This is a genomic window from Natrinema sp. 1APR25-10V2, assembly GCF_031626495.1.
GTDB lineage: Archaea > Halobacteriota > Halobacteria > Halobacteriales > Natrialbaceae > Natrinema.
Genome location: NZ_JAMQOJ010000009.1, coordinates 59947 through 80467, shown reverse-complemented (window position 1 = coordinate 80467; position 20521 = coordinate 59947). Strand labels below are relative to the sequence as shown.

The 20521-nt window shown below is 57.5% G+C and carries 20 protein-coding genes; 7 read left to right on the top strand and 13 right to left on the bottom strand.

Translation table 11 applies throughout. From position 1 onward, the window contains the following. Positions 1-33: 33 nt before the first annotated feature. Entirely contained in the window at positions 34-528 is a 495-nt protein-coding gene (locus NDO75_RS24625) for a CBS domain-containing protein (RefSeq protein ID WP_310909278.1), read from the bottom strand. 175 nt (positions 529-703) lie between these two features. Here NDO75_RS24625 and NDO75_RS24620 point away from each other — a divergent pair, with 175 nt between their 5' ends. Next, positions 704-1258, top strand: a complete 555-nt coding sequence (locus NDO75_RS24620; protein WP_310909277.1) for a DoxX family protein — start codon at positions 704-706, stop codon at positions 1256-1258. A 33-nt stretch (positions 1259-1291) separates the two neighbouring features. After that, complete coding sequence (locus NDO75_RS24615; protein WP_310909276.1) at positions 1292-1990, top strand: isoprenylcysteine carboxylmethyltransferase family protein; 699 nt, start codon at positions 1292-1294, stop codon at positions 1988-1990. Positions 1991-2761: 771 nt separating this feature from the next. On the opposite strand, the gene NDO75_RS24610 is transcribed toward NDO75_RS24615, so the two are convergent. The 5 genes from NDO75_RS24610 to NDO75_RS24590 all read right to left on the bottom strand — a co-directional run bounded on the left by NDO75_RS24610 (position 2762) and on the right by NDO75_RS24590 (position 8662). Next, positions 2762-3937, bottom strand: a complete 1176-nt coding sequence (locus NDO75_RS24610) for an NAD(P)/FAD-dependent oxidoreductase (RefSeq protein ID WP_310909275.1) — start codon at positions 3935-3937, stop codon at positions 2762-2764. 204 nt (positions 3938-4141) lie between these two features. Further along, entirely contained in the window at positions 4142-5143 is a 1002-nt protein-coding gene (locus NDO75_RS24605) for a DUF63 family protein (protein WP_310909274.1), read from the bottom strand. Further along, a complete protein-coding gene (locus NDO75_RS24600) occupies positions 5140-5340 on the bottom strand; it encodes a hypothetical protein (protein ID WP_310909273.1) in 201 nt (66 codons plus the stop codon). The genes NDO75_RS24605 and NDO75_RS24600 overlap by 4 nt, the downstream gene beginning before the upstream one ends. Positions 5341-5386: 46 nt before the next feature. After that, positions 5387-7993, bottom strand: coding sequence for a heavy metal translocating P-type ATPase (locus NDO75_RS24595; protein WP_310909272.1), 2607 nt, complete (start codon positions 7991-7993; stop codon positions 5387-5389). Between the two features lie 87 nt (positions 7994-8080). Then, positions 8081-8662, bottom strand: coding sequence for an AsnC family transcriptional regulator (locus NDO75_RS24590; RefSeq protein WP_310909354.1), 582 nt, complete (start codon positions 8660-8662; stop codon positions 8081-8083). Positions 8663-8790: 128 nt separating this feature from the next. Between NDO75_RS24590 and NDO75_RS24585 the strand changes: the two genes are divergently transcribed. Continuing rightward, complete coding sequence (locus NDO75_RS24585) at positions 8791-8988, top strand: heavy metal-associated domain-containing protein (protein WP_310909271.1); 198 nt, start codon at positions 8791-8793, stop codon at positions 8986-8988. Positions 8989-9234: 246 nt separating this feature from the next. On the opposite strand, the gene NDO75_RS24580 is transcribed toward NDO75_RS24585, so the two are convergent. Continuing rightward, positions 9235-9612 carry a hypothetical protein gene (locus NDO75_RS24580; protein ID WP_310909270.1) on the bottom strand — a complete coding sequence of 126 codons (378 nt, stop codon included), beginning with the start codon at positions 9610-9612 and terminating at the stop codon, positions 9235-9237. Positions 9613-10194: 582 nt separating this feature from the next. Between NDO75_RS24580 and NDO75_RS24575 the strand changes: the two genes are divergently transcribed. After that, complete coding sequence (locus NDO75_RS24575; RefSeq protein ID WP_310909269.1) at positions 10195-11739, top strand: FAD-dependent oxidoreductase; 1545 nt, start codon at positions 10195-10197, stop codon at positions 11737-11739. A gap of 36 nt (positions 11740-11775) precedes the next feature. Beyond that, entirely contained in the window at positions 11776-12081 is a 306-nt protein-coding gene (locus NDO75_RS24570) for a hypothetical protein (protein ID WP_310909268.1), read from the top strand. 530 nt (positions 12082-12611) lie between these two features. Here NDO75_RS24570 and NDO75_RS24565 read toward each other — a convergent pair. From NDO75_RS24565 to NDO75_RS24545, 5 genes are all read right to left on the bottom strand, one after another. Continuing rightward, positions 12612-13121, bottom strand: coding sequence for a hypothetical protein (locus NDO75_RS24565; protein ID WP_310909267.1), 510 nt, complete (start codon positions 13119-13121; stop codon positions 12612-12614). Then, the gene (locus tag NDO75_RS24560; RefSeq protein ID WP_310909266.1) at positions 13118-14353 is read right to left on the bottom strand and encodes a cell wall-binding repeat-containing protein; all 1236 of its coding nucleotides are present in this window, start codon (positions 14351-14353) and stop codon (positions 13118-13120) included. Before NDO75_RS24560 ends, NDO75_RS24565 begins: the two co-directional genes overlap by 4 nt. Next, positions 14350-16137 carry a DUF4396 domain-containing protein gene (locus NDO75_RS24555; RefSeq protein WP_310909265.1) on the bottom strand — a complete coding sequence of 596 codons (1788 nt, stop codon included), beginning with the start codon at positions 16135-16137 and terminating at the stop codon, positions 14350-14352. Before NDO75_RS24555 ends, NDO75_RS24560 begins: the two co-directional genes overlap by 4 nt. A gap of 94 nt (positions 16138-16231) precedes the next feature. After that, positions 16232-16552, bottom strand: coding sequence for an SPW repeat protein (locus tag NDO75_RS24550; protein WP_310909264.1), 321 nt, complete (start codon positions 16550-16552; stop codon positions 16232-16234). 95 nt (positions 16553-16647) lie between these two features. After that, the gene (locus NDO75_RS24545; protein ID WP_310909263.1) at positions 16648-16995 is read right to left on the bottom strand and encodes a four-helix bundle copper-binding protein; all 348 of its coding nucleotides are present in this window, start codon (positions 16993-16995) and stop codon (positions 16648-16650) included. A 293-nt stretch (positions 16996-17288) separates the two neighbouring features. On the opposite strand from NDO75_RS24545, the gene NDO75_RS24540 reads away from it, so the two are divergent. Next, entirely contained in the window at positions 17289-17591 is a 303-nt protein-coding gene (locus tag NDO75_RS24540; protein WP_310909262.1) for a hypothetical protein, read from the top strand. Beyond that, positions 17592-18194, top strand: a complete 603-nt coding sequence (locus NDO75_RS24535; protein ID WP_310909261.1) for an ArsR family transcriptional regulator — start codon at positions 17592-17594, stop codon at positions 18192-18194. A gap of 25 nt (positions 18195-18219) precedes the next feature. Here the strand turns inward: NDO75_RS24535 and NDO75_RS24530 are convergent, their stop codons facing one another. Further along, entirely contained in the window at positions 18220-20235 is a 2016-nt protein-coding gene (locus tag NDO75_RS24530) for a copper-translocating P-type ATPase (RefSeq protein WP_345784926.1), read from the bottom strand. Positions 20236-20521 lie beyond the last annotated feature (286 nt).

The window sequence follows — 20521 nt, the reverse complement described above, 5'->3', positions numbered from 1 at the left end:
GCTATCGTGCCCGAGACCGTGTGCGCCTCTAGTTCACTTCGACATCGGTGATTCAGCGTGAACGACATCGGCGAGGCTCTCAAGTTGCGCAGCTACGTGCGTACTTTCACCCGCTAAGTGAACGACCAAGTCGTCAAACGTAATAATCCCGGCAAGCTCCCCGTCGTCTACTACCGGGACTCGTCGTATGTTCGCCTGGTTCATATGGTGGAGTAGACGCGGGACGCGTGCTTGCGACTCTATCGTCATAGGGTCCTTTGTCATCACATCGCTAACAGTGAGGTCTGCTCCTAATTCTCCTCCAAGGACGTTCGTCCCATGATCGTCTGTTAGAAGATGTATCGTGAGATCACGGTCAGTAATTATTCCAACGATCTCATTGTCCTCAGTAACGACGACATCACCTACGTTTTCATCGGCCATCATCTGAGCGGCTTTGCCTACTGCTGCATCGCTGGAGATACTTACTGCGTCTTTACGTGCAATTCGTCCCACTCGGAGGTCAACGTCAGAGCGCTCGGATGACATCGCTTCTACAGTACGGCACCCAGGTCGAAAAGTGTGGGGACCGTCCTCATATCTCCCTCGTCGGTTAGCATCAACGACCGGCTAAGCCCTCTAATATGCAAGGGAAATACTCCTGACCTCCGACACCGCTTCCCCGGGACGACTTTTATTAGTTACTCGCATGTTCTCTTTTACTATGTCGTCACAGGAAGTGGAACTGAAAAGTACGGTTGGCGGCTTCACTGCGAGCGGGAAACTTCACACACTGAGTGTCTGGTTCATCCTCGCCCTTCGGCTTATGATGGGGATCGCGTTCTTCCAGAGCGGGCTTGACAAGATCCTCTCCGGAGAATTTAGCGCTGGTGGTTACCTGACTGGAGCTGTCCCAAGCAACGGGAGTCCACTCGCCGATCTGTTCGTCATAATGGGGAACACGCCGTGGTTTGTTGATTTCGTGAATGTTGCAGTGCCGTGGGGTGAGGTACTCATTGGGCTCGGACTAATTGTCGGCGCGTTCACCCGTCTGGCTGCCTTTTGGGGAGCGTTCATGATGCTCCTCTTCTACTTCGGGAACTGGGACATCGCACACGGCTACATCAACGGGGACTTCGCGTACATGCTCGTTTTCCTCTCTGTCGCCGCTTTCGGCGCAGGACGTATCCTCGGTCTCGATGCGTATATTGAACAGTACAGGGTTGATGGTGTACCACTCGTGGAACGGTATCCCTGGACCCGATACATTCTCGGATGAGTTATTTACTCTGGTAGAGAATTGACCCATAGAATGTCTCTGAACGTCTTGATGGTTTCAACAATCGATTTTTCCGTTACTAACCCCGCAGCCTGGGGGCTCGCACTAATCGTTATCGTCGTGGTTTCCTGGTTCTTCTATCGGTATTTTGCTCCAGATAGCTGGCGAGAGTGGGTTGGCGCTGGGGTAGTACAGGCGTTCATCATTGCGTTGTACGCGGAGATGTACGGGTTTCCGCTCACGATCTACCTGTTAGTTCGATTTTTCGGGTTCGATCGCGAGTCCGCCAGCACGAATCTCTGGTCGACACTCGTCGGCTTCGGCGAGACTGGGATGCTGGTTTCGATGCTACTCGGCTATGCCGTGGCTCTCGTCGGCATCGGACTGTTTGCTCAAGGATGGCGGCAGGTCTATCGGGCTCGGCAGAATGATCGACTTGTCACGGACGGGCTGTACGGCTACGTACGTCATCCGCAGTACACCGGTTTGTTCATCGCCTTGTTCGGCGAAGGAATTATTCACTGGCCAACAGTGTTCTCTGTCGGTTTGTTCCCGTTTGTCGTCGTGGTCTTCACGTGGCTTGCGCGGAAGGAAGAGCGCGACATGGTCGACAAGTTCGGCGAGGACTACCAACTGTATCAGCAGAATGTCCCGATGTTCCTCCCGGATTGGGGTAAATGGCGAGAAGTTGTGGCCGAGTCCCGTAGCCACGATGGCCCCGACGGTCCGTAATGAGAGTTGTTCAAACAAGTTCGGGCTGATGGGAGCGTCTCTGCACGTGGATAACGGACTTCTTGTTGGGTGACGTAGACTCTCCATGGTTCCAATTGTTCCAAACATCCTCCTGACCGGTATCATCGTCGTGAGTACCGGATACACAGCCGCGAAAACGCTCGGAATCTGGCACCAGTATGAGGGAACGTACGGTCGATTACTTTTCGGAGTTCCGCTCGTAAGTTTACTGTTCGGGCTCGCTCATCTTGGAACACTTACACCGGTTCCGCACGATCTTCTCGTAACTGTCGAAACAGGTGCTATACTCGGTGTGACGGCTCTGATCGCTGGGTTGGGGTACATCCACCCTCGGCTGGGGTACTCGGGCGGTGACTTGCAATGAGTTCGGTGCTGCTCCTACTGATCCCGACACTCATCACTAGTGGTCTCGCAGTTCTTTGTTACGTGCTTCTCTATCAGGACACGGTTCTGGTAATTCAGCGTGCCTTCTTTTTTAGAGTCGGCGTCGGCGCCTCTATCTCTGCGGTGATCGGTGTGGGTGCATTGCTAACCGAGTCAGTCCCGACGCATCTACTCCACGCCGTCTTTGCAGTATCAGTAGCTATGGCGGTTCATGCGGTAAGCGATGGCCTTCATCCAGATACCGAACCGTGGTTTTACTCGCTCTTCCGACCCTAACTGCTGATTCACGCAACTCCCACTGTCGTACTCTGTCGATACCGAAGACGATGGGTGAGAAGCTGCATCACCGATACAACTCTCATCATACTAGAAAGAGGAATCGGAGATCGGACTCTCACCGTTCGGTATCGAAGTATACTCCCACTGATCGGTCGCTGCTTGATAGACGCGCTGGAGTACCTTCCGTTTCCCGAAGATTTGAACGAATAACCGTGGATGTCGTGCGAGCTGTATCAATACGTCCCGCGGCGAGCGATCGACAGCTTCGATGTCCATTCCAGAGCCGGCTTGAATTGCTTTACCGAGGATCTGTGGCTGCCGTGTCTCGGTGAAGTATCGAATAACCGTTGCCAGCAGGTATTCAGGTTTCATTTCCCGATACAGCTGTTCCGGATATGCTTCCAATCGATCCTCAGCCGCCAGTTCCGCTGCGAGATACGACGATTGAATAGCCTGTGAGATTCCTTTTCCCGTAAGCCGGTTTGCAATCCCGGCAGCATCACCGACACGCACAATAGAGTGGTCGGGGTGATAGGTTCGCTGGGGATCGAGACTTGGGCCTTCCGGGATAATCGCGACGTTTGTCCGTTCCTGTGTCGGCGTGGGCCATCCATTGCGCTCACAGGCGCGTTTGAACGCTGCCATGTAGTCGTCCGGGCGGTCACTGACAGCCCATCCGATTCCAACGTTGGCGCGATTCGGTGTTTTCGTGAACGCCCACGTGTATCCGGTGTAGTTTTCGAGTATAATCCGGCTGTTGGGGTATACGTCGCTGAAGTCCCCCACGACATCGGCGTTGAGTGCGACGAGGTATCCGGAGTATTCGCCGGTCGATCGGAGTGCCTTGCTGGTAAGCGAGGGTTGGCCAGTGGCGTCGACGACAACATCGTACCCGTCTGCGAACTCGAATAACTCAGCCGGTGTGATCGACTGATTCTCGTTGACGTCTACCCCTCTCTGTGCGAGGCGGTCTGCCCACGATTGTTCGACGACGTTACGATCGGTGATGTAGGCGTCCGATGCAGTGAACCTCCCGCGTCCAGTGCACTGACGACCCGGCTGGACGCCATCGTACACCTCGACTTCCATCTCTGGAAGCGGATTAATGAACCCGTTTTCTGCGGTCTTCTCGAGGGGGATTGCAGAGGCGGCGGTCATCGCTTCGCCACAGTTGACGCGTTTCTCGTTGTACGTCTGACGTTCGTAGAGCTCGACATCAAATCCAGCGCTATGAAGCCCCTCTGCAGCCGCTAATCCGGCCATTGCGCCACCCAGTACCGCAACTGTCGGTGTCTGATTCATCGTATCGGCAGTCGTAGGAACGTCCGGTGATCGAGGGACCAGCTATTGCATTGTCTCAGAGGTACACTATCAGCGATCATAGCGACGGCTGGGTACTGCTCTGAGGCGGAGGCGACTACTGTGGTGTATTGGTTTGAAATCATCCGTTTTCCTATCATCCTGATATTAGACTCCGAGCATCATCCGTAGCGTCCCACGGACACCCATCGGAAGCCCAATCGCTCCGATGAAAAACGTCATGAGCCACCACCAGGTATGATTCATCTCGTCTTTCGCGTCCGCAAGGTACCAGACGATTCCGCCGGTCACGAGGAGTTTCAGGACGAACGTCGACCCAGAGAAGCCAGTCACCTGATACACGAAGTTCGTGATGACCAGCTTCGGCGAGTAGCCGAGGAATGTGACGCCGATGAGGTTCTGTGCGGCGTCCCACGTCTGTCCGAAGACGGCCAGCAGGAAGAGTGGGTGTCGGAGCTGTGTGCCGTCGACGAAGTTCGTCCCCCAGTAGTAGAGAGCAGCCACGCCGAGGGCGATCCCCGTCGTTGCGACGGGAACCCACAGGCGGAGCGGGGCCGCCGTCGAGAGTCCGTGCCAGAGCGCCCGTCCGACGGCGCCGACTGCCCAGACTGTCCCGATGACTCCGACCGTCGCCGGAATGGACCCGATGCCCCTATCGCGCACGAGTGCGCCAGCGCCGAGCGCGAAGACGGTGACGCCTGTGACGACGAAATAGATCGACGGGGTGATGAACCAAACTGCGTAGTCACCGAGCAGTCCGATGTCCTCGAGCGCACGCATCGCCCCGCCGGCGACGATTATCGGTGCGAATCCGTATGCGAGTCGCGCGTCGAACGTGACATCGAGGTGGTCGAGATACGCTCGGAGGCCGGGAAGGCTGTACACGACCGCAGCGAGATAGGTCGCCGTGTTCACGGCAGTATACCCCCGGACGGCCCGTATCCCCTCGTGCGCGACAGGCTGGCCAGCGGCGTCTGCGACGACCGGCCCCCAGAGATACTGCCAGACGAACCGATCGTAGACGAGCGTCGGGAATGCGAGGAGCGCTGCACCGACGAGGACGACCGGGGCAAGCAGATACAGCGCCCACCATTCGCGAGTCCCCGTGTCGGGGAGTACGGTTTCGACGCGCTGCGTGACGGTGCTCACGACTCGTTCACCTCGACTCGCCACGTTGTGCTCTTCGAGCGACCCCACTGTTCGAGCGAGACGTCGGTGAGGTCGTCCTGAAGTTGGCTCAGATACTGTGCGACGGCTTTCGGCGATCCGTCGAGGTCGCTGGCGATGTCACGAGCCCGAAGGTAGGTGGGCTCAGTATCGGCCTTCTCGACGAGGTACGCGTGCACCGTACGACGGGAAACGTTGGACATGATGGAATGGACCGATGCGTGATTAGCGGAGCCAGCCGAGCAGTTTGTAGTCGTGGTCCGGGGTGTACTGCCGGAATAGCAGACTGTTCGACAGCACCGAGACACTGGAAAAGGCCATCGCAGCAGCCGCGAGCACGGGCTGGAGCAGACCGAGTGACGCCAGCGGAATCATCGCCGTGTTGTACCCAAGCGCCCAGACGAGGTTCTGCTTGATTTTCTGGAGCGTCGCGTCGGAGATGCGAATGGCCTTCACGACGTCTAACGGGTCGTCACGCATTAGCGTCACGTCAGCGGCCTCGATGGCGACGTCCGTCCCGCTCCCAATCGCGGTGCCGACGTGTGCGACGGCGAGCGCGGGCGCGTCGTTGACGCCGTCGCCGACCATCATCGCCTGCCGGCCCTCGTCCTGGATGGACTCGACGGCTTCTGACTTGTCCTCAGGGAGGACCTCGGCCCGGACGTTCTCCGGGTCGATGCCGACCTGTTCGGCGACCGCGCGGGCGGTCCGCTCGTTGTCACCGGTGATCATCATGACGTCGACGCCGCGCTCCCGAAGCGCAGCGACGGCCTCTTTCGCACTTTCCTTGACCGTGTCGGCGTCGGCGACAACACCGACCAATTCGTCCTCGTACGCGACGAGCATCGCCGTCTTGCCTTCGTTTTCGAGCCGCTCCATCGTCTCCTCAGCGGGCGACGGGTCGATTCCTTCGTCGCGCAGGAGCTTCCGGTTCCCGACGAGCACCTCGCTTCCCCCGACGGTCGCTCGGATGCCGTGTCCCGGCACGTTCTCGAAGTCATCCGGCTCAGTAACGTCAATGCCGCGCTCCTTAGCGCCCTCGACGATGGCCTGAGCAAGCGGATGTTCACTTCCGCTCTCGGCAGTGGCGGCGAGCCGCAACACATCGTCCTCGTCGAGACGATCGCGTGCGGTTAGCGCTCCACCGTCGGGTGCTGGGCCGCCACCGTCAGTGACGGGTTGGCCCTCGACATCGAAGATGACGACGTCGGTCAGTTCCATCTCGCCTTCCGTCAGGGTCCCCGTCTTGTCGAAGACGACGGTGTCGACGTCCTTCGCGCGTTCAAGGATGTCACCGCCCTTGAACAGGACGCCATTCTGCGCACCGATCGTCGTGCCGACCATTGTCGCCGCGGGCGTCGCCAGCCCCAGCGCACAGGGACAGGCAATGAGGACCGCGGAAGCGAACACGACGACGGTAAACTCGAAGACCGTGACCGTGCCGCCTGCCACTTCAGGACCACCGGCGACGGGGCTCCAGAGCGGCAGCCACTCGACGAACCCCGCGAGGGCCTCGGGGAAGAGGAACCACAGGGCACCCCACAGGAGTGCGTTCCCGATGACAGCGGGGACGAAGTACGCCGAGATGCGGTCGGCGAGATTCTGGATGTCGGGTTGGCGCGACTGAGCTTCCTTGACGGTCTCGACGATCTGCTGGAGGGCGGTGTCCTCACCGACCTTCGTCGCCTCGACAGTGAGGACGCCGTTTTCGTTGACGGTCGAACCGACGACCTCGTCGCCTTCGCCCTTCTCGACGGGGACTGACTCACCCGTAACCATCGACTCGTCGACGGCAGATTGGCCGTCGACCACGACGCCGTCCGTGGGGATCCTCTCACCGGGTCGAACTTTCATCCGGTCGCCGACCTCAACATCTTCGAGGGGGACATCGCGCTCGTTCCCGTCCTCGTCAACGAGGGTCGCCGTCTCTGCCTCCATCTCGAGGAGCTTCCGGAGCGCCTCACCAGCCTGGCCTTTCGACCTGGCTTCGAGGTAGTTCCCGAGCGTGATGAACACCAGGATGAGCGCGGCCGTGTCGAAGTACAGACCACCGGCGATGAGGCCAAGTAGGACGACCACACTGTAGAGATACGCAGTGGACGACCCGAGTGCGATGAGGACGTCCATGTTGGCCCGCTTGTTCTTCACGAGGGCCTTGTAGGAGTTCTTGTAGAACTGCCAGCCGAGGACGAACTGGACGGGCGTCGCGAGCAGGAACTCGACCCAGCCGAACTCGACGCCGAAGATGGTCTCTGGAACGATGCCGCCGCCGAGAAGGAACTTCTCGACGAGGAAAAACAGCAGCGGCACGGATAGCACTGCACCGAATAGAGTCAGGCGGAGCTGCTTTCGAATCTCAGCCTGTCGGGCAGCGTCCCGCCGCTCCTGATCTGACGCTTCGTCGCTGTCATCGTCACGAACGGGCGTGTAGCCGGCGTTTTCGATCGCGTCGTAAAGGGCATCCCGGGAGACGTCCGCCGGATTGTAGTCGACCTGCGCATCGTCGGTCGCGTAGTTCGCACCGGCGCTGATAACGCCCGGGACACATTCGAGCGCGTCCTGGTTCGTCTCAGCGCAGTTGGCACAGGTCATGTCCGAGATGCCAATCGAGATCGTGGACCGTTGGGGCTCGTAGCCGGCGCTCTCGATGGCATCGTAGATCTCGGCGAGCGACACCTCGTCCGGATCGTACTCGACGGAACCCTCGTCGGTAGCGAAGTTGATGTTCGCCTCCGTGACCCCGTCGAGATCCTCCAATGCCTCTGTTATGGTCTGTGAGCAGTTCGCACAGCTCATGCCCTGGATCTCCAGGTGGGTGGTTCGCCGACTCATTAGTGTAGAATAGGGGATCATCACTTACCCCTCTTTCTGGGAGCATTCCAAAGAATTGCCGCGCCCGCTCTTTCGAATCCTAAGCGTTCAGGCGCCCTCTTCGAGGCGATTGTACCGTTCCTCGAAGCGGCTCTGGCACGATGGACAACAAAAGTGATACACTTGTCCATCAAGGCGAGTCGATCGCCCCTCGCTATCGACCGTGTTGTTACACTCTGCACAGGTAAGTGCGAACTCGGTTCCGTCCAGCGATGGGCGCCACTCGACGTCGTCCATTAGCGTCACCGAATAGTCGACGTCTTCATCGAGAAGCCCATCGAGCCATCTACGGACGTTCTGGACCTGTGCACGAGCATAGAACCAAATGGCACCGTCGGCAGAGACGAAGAGGTGTTCGACCGCGTCAGCGTCACCGATGCGAGCTCTGAGTTCGTCGACATCGTCCACGCCGGTCACCTGGATGAACACCGGTATCCCGGCGTGGAGCTGCGACCGGTCCACGTCGACCGTAAATCGATTGATGATACCGGCTTCCTGAAGACGGGTGACACGGTCAGAAACCGCAGGGCCTGAGAGGCCGACTTCCTCGGCGATTGCACTAAACGGGCGTCGAGCATCCTCACCTAGAAGCGTGAGGATCTCCAGGTCTGTCTCGTCCAGTTCTCGCATATGCGAATGTCGGTCTCCACTGCCAAGAATCCAATGGACCTCACTTAGCCCTGCAATGATGGACACATAGTAGACTTTGGAATCAAAGCAGAAAACGACAAAGAACAGGGTCCCGTATCTCTAGGTGTATGAGCGAGACAATCACCGTAGAGGGTATGACCTGCGGGCACTGCGAGCAAACCGTCGAAGAAGCGCTCGAAGACGTCGATGGTGTCACGAGCGCAAGTGCTGACCGAGAGACCGAATCAGTGACTGTCGAAGGGAATGCGGATACTACTGAACTCATTAGCGCCGTTGACGAAGCCGGGTATGAAGCCTCCGCGTAGGGGCAACTGCTACCTGCTCTGGTAATGGAATAATCGAGGACCAGTCTGTCATCTTAACGACGACCCTCCTTCATACCGAGGCTGTGATAGTTCATCCGAGTGATGACCCTCTTAGCCATCTCTACTCGATGGCTCGTCGCACGGATGTCTTAATTCTTCGTCCACCTTGTAATCGGGAAGCCCTCACTTCGGGCGAGCCGTGAACCACTACGTCAAGCCCTTATGCGGACGTTCGAAAGCTGGGCTCTAGGTGCTGGCGGAGGTACGGATTACACTATGTATGTTATGCAGTGATATATATACTATAAGTATTCCACTGATAATATCATTCCAGAACATCTGTCTCGAGACTTCATAATAGAACGGATAGACGGTAAGAGAGAGCCCAAGGACGAGACTCAATCCTACAGCACCTCCATGAGTTGGCTCCTTGGCCAACAGGCGCCCATAGTTAAATCCTGCAACAATAACGAGGCCTGCGCCGATAACGACATCTATTCGAAGAAGCTCTAATGAAGAACCAAGCAAGGAAGGAGCCGCCATAACCCACGTTCCCACGGCAGCAAGAAACTTCTCTGACCATTGGCCACTTATCTTCGTCCGTATCCTCCTCTTGCCTTCCATATCTATTCTATACTTTTACCCCCTTTATATACGCCAGAACGACATACACGACATATTTGTTGGTATCAATCATCATTGGCTGTCTTCACTATCCTCTCCTGTTTCCATTCGCATCTGGATTTGACGGACGAGATTGAGAAGATGGAGGTGCAAAGTAATTCCGAGAAGCAGGAATCCAATCCCAACGAAAATTGAGGGTAACAGAACTGCGTTTACTGCCGTTGCTACACTGTTTAGGTTGCTTAGGAGAACACCGATAGTTGCGCTGAGAAGGGCAATGAGGATGATCGCAAACCAAATTTTCGCGAGATACGAATACCATTCTCACCCCTCTATCCGTTCTGCGATTTCTTCAGGTGCTTCTTGCTCAAGTTCTTCCTTGGACATAGAGCCTTACACGCCAAATATGGCGTCACACGGTCTATATCTTCGGCCTATATTTCCCAGCTGAGGCCTGCACAATACTCCATTGCGATTCGAAACTTGGTCAAAGCGAACTGTGAACTGTCCCTGCCTCAGGCTTATTGACGTCGCGGCCGTGCTATAAAATCCCACACGGCGTTGATTTGGGAGGGACACAAAATGACCTCAAACGACGATAGCACGCACCCGCCACTCCAGGGCAAACACGAATCGCTATGGATGGAGACAACATCAGAAACGGCTTACGACGCTCTCGATGACGACCTTGAGGTCGACGTTGCCGTCATCGGAGGTGGCATCGCAGGGATCACGACTGCCGCCGAACTAAAGGCCGCGGGTAAATCAGTAGCAGTTGTCGAACGCGACCGCATTCTCGAAGGGGTGACCGGTCACACTACGGCGAAACTGACGGCTCTACACGGCCTCATCTACGACCATCTCATCGAGTACTTCGGTGAGCAACAGGCCCGACAGTATGCTGAAGCGAACTCGGCCGCCATCGACCACGTCGAATCAACGGTGAAAGACCGAGACCTCGATTGCAATTTCGAACGGACGCCTGCATATACCTATACGGACTCCTCTAACGAGCGTCAGAAGATCGAAGACGAGGTCGATGCCGCTCAGCAACTCGATCTCCCAGCCTCGCTCCAAGAGTCTACGGACCTGACATTCGAAATCGAAGCGGCAATTCGCCTCGACGATCAGGCGCAATTTCATCCCCGAAAGTACCTCCTTGCGTTGGCCGAGGAGATTTCGGGAGAGGAGGGCTATGTCTTCGAGGGGACGACAGCGACGGATGTTGAGGACGGGAATCCCTGTGAGGTCTCGACCGACCGCGGGTCGATTACTGCGGATGCTGTCGTCGTTGCCACTCACTTCCCAGTGTTCGACCGCGCCCGCTACTACGAGCGACTGTATCCCAAACGCTCCTACGTCCTAGCAGTACGCTTACAGGGTGACCCGCCCACAGGAATGTACTACAAGCCAGACGATCCGTACTTCTCCGTTCGTCCATACCCTGCTGGCGAGGAATCGATGGTTCTCGCCGGGGGGCAGAATCATCGAACTGGCCACAGCGATAGTACGGTCGACCGGTACCGAAACCTCGAACAGGAGACGTTCGACCGCCTGAACGTCGACGAAATTGTATATCGCTGGTCGACACAAGATTTCGTCTCTATCGATCGCGTCCCCTTCATCGGTCCGCTCGGTCCTCAGTCCGAAAACGTGTACACGGCAACGGGATTTGGCGGTTGGGGGATGACGAATGGTGTCGTTGCGGGAATGTTGCTTTCAGAGCTCATCGTCGACGGCCAGAGCGAGTGGGAATACATCTATCGACCGATGCGGTTCAACGAAACGGCGTCAGCAGACGCCTTTCTGGACCACAATCAACACGACGTGAAACACTACCTCGACGATTACACGGAGCATCCGCAGTCAGGTGGTGTCGAGTCAGTCGAGCAGGGTAGTGGGGCTGTTCTCGACCTCGACGAGGGACTGACAGCGGTCCACCGTGACGAGGATGGTGAGACGCAGTCAGTGTCAGCAATCTGCTCGCATATGGGCTGTCTCGTCTACTGGAACGACGGTGAGCGGTCCTGGGATTGTCCCTGCCACGGGTCTCGATTCGACTGTGACGGCTCAGTGCTCAACGGGCCTGCTAATAACCCCCTTTCGGAACGCGAACTCGATGAGTAGCCAAACATCCAAAGGCGGCAGGACCCTAGAGAGAATATGGCTTCTGAAACACTCGAAGGGTACGTTATTGACGTCGGATGTATCCGGAAGAACGCTCGTGACGAACTCCTTGGAAAGGCCCGGACGCACACGCAGGAATGTGCGCTGATGGGCCACTGCGTCGAAAGTGGCTACGGTCTCGTGACCGAAGACGATCGATTGACCATTCTCGATTCTGAAGCGACTCCGAAAATAGTGCACACCGTGGAGGAAAGCGGTACGGAGGAAGGAATACGACTCCGTGTCAAGAGGGAAGAGCGGGACGGGTCGATGGAGACGGACAGCGTCGAGGAAATTAGCTAGGTAAGAAGAGACCCGGACTGGTCCGTGACCGAACTCGGACTGTCTCGTCCTCTAAAAGACGATGGACTCAGGCTTAGTTTCAATTCGGGATAAGGTTGGCCAGATCGGTGTGCAAGCGACTTGCAAGAGCGCTCAATCGTTTCTCTGGCACCGTGTTGACGAGGGAACGTACGAAAGGCCCCCTGCATCTGGCAGGGACAACTGGTACTATACAGTTGCTAACGATGACCTCATCTCTGTACGATAACAGTCTGATGAGTTGGAGTGGCGGGCAACAACAGATGGGGCTACCGTTCTTCATCACCGACTCAGACTTGACGACGACCTCGACGAGTTCTTTGCCAGCTTCCCCGAGGATCCTACGCTGGAAAAAGCTAGACGTCAATACTTAGGGCTTCGAGTAGTTCGTGATCCCTTCTTCTTCCTTATCTCGTTTATCTGTTCGGCACGAACACCCGTCAAACGGATTCACGCCATTCAGAATTCATAGGGCGATCGGGCCCTAACGGTCTGAAAAATATACTATAAGGCTAGTCAGAAGACGTACTGGACTCTGTCACCTTCGACTGCTGTGGGTGTTCGTGATGCGTTACGGCACCCTCAACCGTCGTTGCTCCGTGAGAGCGGAGAAGCGACTCTACCTCACCAGTTCGGTGATCTGGAACAGTAACAGCAACTCGTGGCTTATCCAGCTCAGGAGTCCGTCGAACTACCCCAATCACTCCGCCGACAAATCCACCAATCGCTGCACCAAGACCAAATCCAAGAACGATGAGTTCGTATCGTCCAGCGGTCATAATTGGGCTCAGACGGGGGATCGAGAAGATATGCTCATTCCAGGCGAACAGGAGTATAGCACCAATCAGGCCACCGATAAGCCCGCCCCATAGAAGCCCTCGCCCTTCGGGCATCTTCGTCGACGGATCGAAGAAGGGATTGTCGATACTCGGTTCTCTTGATTCCAGATCTTCCTCGCGGAGAGCCTGTCTGGCCTCCCCAGCATCATCTCCGTTCTCGAAGGCCGCGACGATCCGTTTCATTGTCCACCTACGGGTTCTTGGAGCATTGCGTGGAGTTGTGCCTGGACGCGCTGACTGATCTGTTCGGTGTCGCCAACGATCCAGCCGTGGTTGTACTTCCGGTCGTACGGTGCGGCCTCGTGTGGTCGCGTGAGATTGGTTAGATAGTTCCCGACCGTTTCCGGGATTGTGTCTTGCCGGACGTGGAGCATCGGGCCGTGTTTCCCTCGGTGGCTTTCGACGCTTGCTGGGAGTGCTGTCTGCCAGTTCTCGGGGTTCGTGAAGATGAAGTTGTGGCCGGATTCGGCGATGCCCCAGCCGAGGTTCCGGGGCCACTCGCCGAAAATCCAACCCTGATTTCGACCGATGTCCTTGTAGCCGGCAAAGCCGACACTGACCTTGTACGGATTGGAGCCCTGCGGGATCCGCTGAACGTGTCCGAACCGTGCGAGTTCGCGGGCTACTCGAGAACTGATCTTACTCTCGTCACCGAAGAGGTACATGTACGCTTCGTCGAACCGAGCCTCAAGCTGGCGCTGCGTGACTTCAGGGATGCGATCGCCGTCGACGTAGAGGAAGCCGTCACCGCCGTGAGCGTTCCAGGATTGGGCTGGGATTGCTGTTTGGGCGTTTTCAATGTCTGCAATGAAGGCAGTGTCTCGGTGATTCGCGTGGATCGTACTCAGGTACTGGTCAACGTTCGCCGCAACCTCTGCGGGTGAATCTCCGCCGATCCGGCTCGTCTTCAGGCCCATCTGTTTGACCGTTTCCTCGACATCGCGGCTGATGTACCGTTCACCGCCCACGATGTATACCTGGACGTCGCCATCGACGTGGACGCCTTCGGGGTGGAGTCGTTCGATCTCCTCTCGTGTCGCATCAGGTAGTGAGTCCTGCGCTGTCAGGAGGACAGCACCATCTATCGGGTGGTGGATAACGGCCACGCCCGGGAGCGCTGCGGCGAGGTCGCTGTCATTGATGAGGATCGCAGCTCCTGGTCGAGTGTGGTCGTTGATAGCCTGGTAGACGTTCTGTGTGAACGCCGTCGCCGTCTCGTAGTCGTTCGCGCCGGCGAGTCTGGTCGTCATGGTCGTAACAGTTTCGTCGTCGAAGTCGGCAGACTCTGGCCCGCGCTGCTCTCCCTGGCTGGACGAGCTCACCTCTCGGTAGGTTAGCGCGGCACCGCCGAGGGTCGCCCCGGCCGGCAGTGCAGCGAGGTCGCGCAGGAACTTCCGGCGACTACGGTCGCTCATAGTGCACCACCTGGTTTGAGGTTCTTTCGGACGAGTAGGCCGTTCACCGGCCAGGCGATGACGAACCCGACGAGGGTGGCGAACGTCATCACGCCGAACCAGAGGATGTTATCGTCCCCTGGCATCATCGGGAGGTTGAGCATCATCAGTACCCACATGCCACCCATCATGCCGACGGAAACGCTGGTCATACTCACTGCAACGATCTTTGCGCCTTTCTTCGCTGCCGCACTCGTGTCGAGGTCTTGTGTGTCCTTGAGCATGGGTATGTGGAAGACGAGCCACGAGACGAGGAACGCGACGACGTACACGATGGTGATGAGGACCGTCATCGCGTTGCCGAGCCAGAATAGCGGGCCATCAAGGACGAACATCGGGATTCCGAAGTAATTTAGCAGGAACCCGGTCGCGATCATGGTACTGCCTGCAAATCCGATGCCAATTGCGGTCGCCGTCGCCGCTCGTAGCCAGTACGGTCGTAAGACGCGTGGGCCTTGCTCTGTGCTGACGATCTGACGTCCCCGATAGGAGAGCCAGTACAGCGCCAATCCGAACGGGCCCAGTACCAGGGTAAAGAGTGACCAGGCCATCGTCGTCCAGTCGTTCATCTCCGGGAGTCGCTGGCGGGCATGAGCAAAGACGAATGACGCGCCGAGAAGACTGAACGCGACCCAAATAGCCGCGAGGGACTCTAAGGGGCTCAGTCCGGCACCTTGGTGACGATACTGCGTGATCTCGACGGCATAGTCGAGTCGTCCCTGGGATACCCAGGACACGTCGTCCGTTGGCCCCATCGCGAAGAGGTGATTGAATGGCCCTTCCATCGGCGACGAGAACCACGCCGGCTGGCTCTGCCAGGCATAGTCCTCCGTAACCGCTGGCAGGCTTCCGTCCTCGTGCACGAGCAGGATTGGCCCTGCCTTCCCCCACTGGAGGTTCGTCGTTGCGACTGCGTCTTGGGGTTGGCTCGGATTCACGAGCATAAAGTTGTAGTACCCGACCTTGTCGCGCTCGTGAATCCCCCAGCCGAAGTCACGCGACTCGTCGCGGAACTCCGCCACTTCGACTGCGTGGGCCTGTGGCGTATCTCCCGACACACGCGTCGACTCGATGTTCAGTTCAGAGAGTGCGCTGTCGCTCACGAGATCAGGGGGTGCGAGGACGTACGCGTGAGAGGCATTCAGGTCCTCGATCGCTTGCTGTGTGGCGTCCGGGATACCGTCTTCGTTCGCGTACAGGATCGGATCGCCCGAATAGGCACTCCACGCAGCGGCTGGGAGCGCCCACTGGGGTTCCTCAGCACTCACGATAATGACGTTGTTCGGGCTCGTTTGGTCGGAACCGTTCTGGCGGGTAGCGATGGACGCAGCCGTCTCGGCGGGATTACCGCCGGAGACATTCATTGTCGACACATTGGCAGGGGTCGTCGTATTCGAGCTATTCGGGCGGCTTGCATTTCCGAAGAGCAACACTGCATCCTCACTCTCCCGAAGGGACGACGCTGCGAGTGCAGCCTGCCAGTCGTTCTCAGGAACCCGGACGACTGTCGAATAGTTCAGGCCGGACTGTGGTGGCCGCGCGGCGCTCGCAGTGAGCTCGCTCTGGCGGACGGGATCGTCGGCGGGGAACCGGCTGACATCTTTCGTCTGCATAGTCGAGTACGATTGACTTGGGACCTCACCGTAGTCGAAGATAGTGAGCCCAAGGACGTACACGGGTTGCGTCGCGACGAGGATGGCCATGATGGCGGCGACGCCGATCGCGACGGCCTTCCAGACATCCATGCAACTATTCCCCCCATGACCGTCGTCCGATACTACTGAACTTCTCGGAACTCTGCTGGTGAATCGTATTGGTACGTTGGTTCATTGTTGTAAGTCAGTTTTCATCTATTGAGGTATGGTGCATCGTCTGTTTAATGAGCTGCGCGGCATACACGCTGTACCCAGCAAACGCCGTCACTAGTACGGCGACGACGACGTCGTTCCATCGGAGGAGACCGGAGACTCCGAGAAGAAACGGGGCAAAGAACAGCCACGCTCCGAGTACGATGAGAACGCCGGCGATCCACTGACTCGGTTTACCCTGCTCTCGTTCGCTGGCGTAATTATGGCCGGCGAGAAGTGAAAGCGCGCCACCGACGATCACGTCGTTCCACGTATCGAGAGCGGGAGCTCCGAGTATGAACGGCGCTGCCATGAGCCAGATGCCGAGCCCCCCGAGGGCAACAGTGACCCAACGGGTTGGGGATACCATATGAAGAATGGGGTAATCGGTTCGACGGTCAGTACTGTCTACGAAGCCATCTCGCGACAGGTCTCGGCGCAGTCACGAAGTACTTCGGCGCAGACCTGACAGTGTTCGGCATCGTGGCGTTCGCACTCCTCGGCACACTCCTCACACGCCCCTGCGCAGGCCTGGGCGAGTTGGGGACTGTAGTTCGAGTTCCGGGCCATGAACCGTGCGTGCATCGCCGTTAGGTCGGCGACATCCCGGCAAAGCCGGGCGCACTCCTCCATATCCGAGTCGCCAAGACACTCGTCCGCACACCACTCGCAGGCCTGAACGGCTGCGAGGCAGTTGTCGATACACTCGGCCATCAGCTCGTTCTCGCTTACGTGGTCGATTTGGGTTAGCGCCATCAATATCGACCACGTGGGCATCGGACTTTGTTATCCACTCACCCAGTCGGGACTGGAAACTAGTGAGACGGTTCAACAGCTGTGCCGTCTCGCACTTCTAATAGGTGAGATGGGGTGTAACGGTGGGTTTCATTAAAGGAGGGACTACTGATTTTAGAGGAGCCAGGTAGCCACAGGTCAGTTCAGCACGTAATCATTGCTTACATGACTATTATAGGTACGACCAATAATTCTCATAAGATGGTCTGTAGCTCTGCAAATGGACTAAAGAGGGTCAAGGCCGTGCTCTCTGTATGGTCAATACATCCGCCCATACCCTAAGTACACTGTTTGCAGTCATCACTGCAACAGGGGCTGGGTTTCTCTCCATCCTCTACTGGCAGACGCTCCGTGAATCACCGTTTGGGATAGTTATTGCGTTGCTCACCCTCACGATGTCGGCCATGATCGTCTACCACATCGTGCTTTTTCTCGTCAAACCGGATACGCTGTTCCTCAATACACTCCGTAGCGCACTCTATACCGTTGTCGCGATCTTCCTCTGGCTGGTGGTCGCAACCCACCGCCGAATCAAAAACAGTGCAGCAGAGGGGTGAATGACTGTGTTCAACGCTTCACTCTTCGTATATTATAATCTCACAATTGGGCTCGTGACTGGAATTGGTATCTGTTATTTCCTCTTTTTCAAGCAGTCTGTCGTAGATTACCAACGATACCTTCTGCTCACAGTCGCAGGTCTGCTGTTGTTCCTCATTGGCGGCCCGATTACGGAATTACTCTTTCCCGACCTCGTTCACTGGACACACGGCCTTGCCGCGCTCTTCGTCATTCTCGGACTCTATGATCCCCTAGAAAACGACCTGCGTCGTGATGCGTGGGCGGACATCCTCCTTGAGGAGCCGGTCCAAGTGAGGCAACAAGCAGACTGGATGTTGCCGATTGATGATGCAATCCTCGAACTCTTCCACTCGAAAGAGCTGATTCTGACGCCGACGATTATCGCTTACAACATCGAGTACAGCCGTGAGGAGGTGAACCGTCGCTTAAGCGTTCTGGAGGATCATGGCTTCGTCACGAAGGTAGAGCGGGGAAAATACAGGATAACGGCTATCGGACGCCAATACGTCACAGGAGTTGTTTCTCATGGCGTTATCGCCCGTCTGTGGCATTTCTGGAGAGAATATCGGAGGACACGATAGCCGACTATGTTGACTGTGTCCAAACTTAATCTGCTGGCTCTGGCCGACCCGACGGAGAGAGCCCCGGGAGGTTCGGTACTGAGAGATCAACTCGCCGGAGTAGCTGAGCGTTGATCGCCACGATGACCGTACTGAGTGACATGAGCAAGGCACCGATAGCTGGCGAAAGAAGAATCCCGATAGGAGCGAGAACCCCGGCAGCCAGTGGAATGGCGAAGACGTTGTAGCCAGCGGCCCAGATGATGTTCTCCTGCATCTTCCGATAGCTTGCCTTACTCAATTTCACGAGTCGAACCACGTCCATTGGATTGTTCTGGACGAGGATGACGTCCGCCGACTGGACGGCGACATCCGTGCCGCTCCCGATGGCGATCCCGACATCTGCGCGGGTGAGCGCGGGTGCATCATTGACGCCGTCGCCGACCATCCCGACGAGTTTGCCCTGATCCTGGAGTTCTTGGACTTTCTCATCCTTGTCTTCAGGGAGTACTTCGGCAAACACTGTGTCGATCCCCAGCTCGTCTGCGACGGCGTTCGCAACGTCACGCGAATCACCGGTGAGCATCGCGACCTCGATGTCGAGCTCGTGGAGTGCATCGACGACGGCATAGCTCTCCTCGCGGATCACGTCCGCCATAGCAAAGGCCCCGATGAGTTCTCCTTCCCGGACGAGATAGACAACCGTCTGTGCATTTTCACCGGCCTCGTCGGCGAAGGCCAACAGCTCGGGCGGGACGTCGGCGTCGATGTAGCTGAGGAGGTTCGGACCGCCGACATAGATCTCTTCACCCTCGACAGTAGCCCGAACACCGCGACCTTTCATCGCCTCGAAGCCGGAGGCGTCCGGCGCATCAATTCCACGTTCATCGGCCACCTCCCGAATCGCCCGCGCGATCATGTGTTCGGAGTCAGACTCGACTGCGGCAGCCAATCGGATGGCCTCCTCCTCGGTAACATCGGCAACAGTAGCTGTCCCGACGACGCCGTGTTCGCCTTCGGTGAGCGTCCCGGTCTTGTCGAAGATGATCGAGTCGAGATTCCGTGCCTCTTCCATCGCGATGCGATCACGGATGAGCATACCGTTCTGAGCGGCCAGTGACGTATTGATCGCGACCACAAGTGGAATAGCGAGACCGAGTGCGTGTGGACACGCGATGACGAGCACGGTGACGACACGTTCGATTACTTCGGCATTGAACGAGACGGCGACCGTCCAAGCAATCGCCGTGACGACAGCAGCTGCGACGGCAACGTAGAAGAGCCACCCGGCCGCACGGTCGGCGAGCACCTGGGTTCGGGATTTACTGCTCTGTGCCTCTTCGACAAGGCGCATGATGCCGGCAAGGGTGGTATCGTCACCGAGTGCATCGACACGAACGCGGAGACTGCCATCGCCGTTGACTGTCCCGCCGATTACCTCGTCGCCTGGCTCCTTGGAGACCGGCCGCGATTCGCCGGTGATCATCGACTCGTTAACGTCGGAGTCGCCTTCCTCGACGACGCCGTCTGCTGGGACACTCGCACCGGGTCTGACGAGAAGAAGGTCGCCCTCGGAGAGGTCACTGACTGGGACTTTCTCCGTGTCACCTGACTCCGTGATTCGCTCGGCGGTGTCAGGCATGAGCTTGGCCAGTTCGTCGAGGGCGCTGGAAGCCCGCCGGACCGACCGCATCTCGATCCAGTGGCCGAGCAACATGATGTCGATCAGCGTCACGAGTTCCCAGAAGAACGCCGACGTCGTCGGAAAGAGGACGCTTGCGAGACTGTAGATGAACGCGACACTGATCGCCATCGAGATGAGCGTCATCATCCCCGGTGAGCGATCTTTGAGCTCCGGAACGGCCATCTCGAGGAACGGCACACCGCCGTACCCGAAGACGATAACTGCGAAAACGGGATTTATCCACTCACTTCCGGGGAACGCAGGCACCGAGAATCCGAGCGTTTGCTGGAGAAATGGGCTGTAAAGAAGCACGGGGATCGACAGGAGCGTTGAGACGAAGAACCGTCGACGGAACATCTGCTCGTGTCCCTCGTGCATACCACCGTGGCCGTCGTGTCCCTCGCCGTGCTCGTGACCACCTTCCCCATGGTCTATGTGGTGGTCGTGTTTATCCTCGATCTCCTGTTCAGCGTCACTGGCATCTTCGGCTTCCTCCTCAAGCATCGACTGCTCGACTCGTGGTTCGTCGGTCCCATTGGCGGACTCACCACTTCCCTCACTGTGGTGCTCGTGATGGGAGTGGTCGTCAGATGGCCCTGTGCCACGGGAGGAGTGGTCGTGATCGTCCATTGTATTCAGTAAGTGGAAGTATGGGACCCTGAGT

Bases quoted from the DNA above. Each gene is read 5' to 3' on its own strand.
- NDO75_RS24565 (WP_310909267.1), bottom strand. From the start codon at position 13,121: ATGAAACGGATCGTCGCGGCCTTCGAGAACGGAGATGATGCTGGGGAG.
- NDO75_RS24530 (WP_345784926.1), bottom strand. From the start codon at position 20,235: ATGCACGAGGGACACGAGCAGATGTTCCGTCGACGGTTCTTCGTCTCA.
- NDO75_RS24575 (WP_310909269.1), top strand. From the start codon at position 10,195: ATGACCTCAAACGACGATAGCACGCACCCGCCACTCCAGGGCAAACAC.
- NDO75_RS24585 (WP_310909271.1), top strand. From the start codon at position 8,791: ATGAGCGAGACAATCACCGTAGAGGGTATGACCTGCGGGCACTGCGAG.
- NDO75_RS24615 (WP_310909276.1), top strand. From the start codon at position 1,292: ATGTCTCTGAACGTCTTGATGGTTTCAACAATCGATTTTTCCGTTACT.
- NDO75_RS24620 (WP_310909277.1), top strand. From the start codon at position 704: ATGTCGTCACAGGAAGTGGAACTGAAAAGTACGGTTGGCGGCTTCACT.
- NDO75_RS24540 (WP_310909262.1), top strand. From the start codon at position 17,289: ATGGTCAATACATCCGCCCATACCCTAAGTACACTGTTTGCAGTCATC.
- NDO75_RS24625 (WP_310909278.1), bottom strand. From the start codon at position 528: ATGTCATCCGAGCGCTCTGACGTTGACCTCCGAGTGGGACGAATTGCA.
- NDO75_RS24595 (WP_310909272.1), bottom strand. From the start codon at position 7,993: ATGAGTCGGCGAACCACCCACCTGGAGATCCAGGGCATGAGCTGTGCG.
- NDO75_RS24590 (WP_310909354.1), bottom strand. From the start codon at position 8,662: ATGCGAGAACTGGACGAGACAGACCTGGAGATCCTCACGCTTCTAGGT.
- NDO75_RS24570 (WP_310909268.1), top strand. From the start codon at position 11,776: ATGGCTTCTGAAACACTCGAAGGGTACGTTATTGACGTCGGATGTATC.
- NDO75_RS24610 (WP_310909275.1), bottom strand. From the start codon at position 3,937: ATGGCCGGATTAGCGGCTGCAGAGGGGCTTCATAGCGCTGGATTTGAT.
- NDO75_RS24555 (WP_310909265.1), bottom strand. From the start codon at position 16,137: ATGGATGTCTGGAAGGCCGTCGCGATCGGCGTCGCCGCCATCATGGCC.
- NDO75_RS24560 (WP_310909266.1), bottom strand. From the start codon at position 14,353: ATGAGCGACCGTAGTCGCCGGAAGTTCCTGCGCGACCTCGCTGCACTG.
- NDO75_RS24550 (WP_310909264.1), bottom strand. From the start codon at position 16,552: ATGGCAGCGCCGTTCATACTCGGAGCTCCCGCTCTCGATACGTGGAAC.
- NDO75_RS24580 (WP_310909270.1), bottom strand. From the start codon at position 9,612: ATGGAAGGCAAGAGGAGGATACGGACGAAGATAAGTGGCCAATGGTCA.
- NDO75_RS24545 (WP_310909263.1), bottom strand. From the start codon at position 16,995: ATGGCGCTAACCCAAATCGACCACGTAAGCGAGAACGAGCTGATGGCC.
- NDO75_RS24535 (WP_310909261.1), top strand. From the start codon at position 17,592: ATGACTGTGTTCAACGCTTCACTCTTCGTATATTATAATCTCACAATT.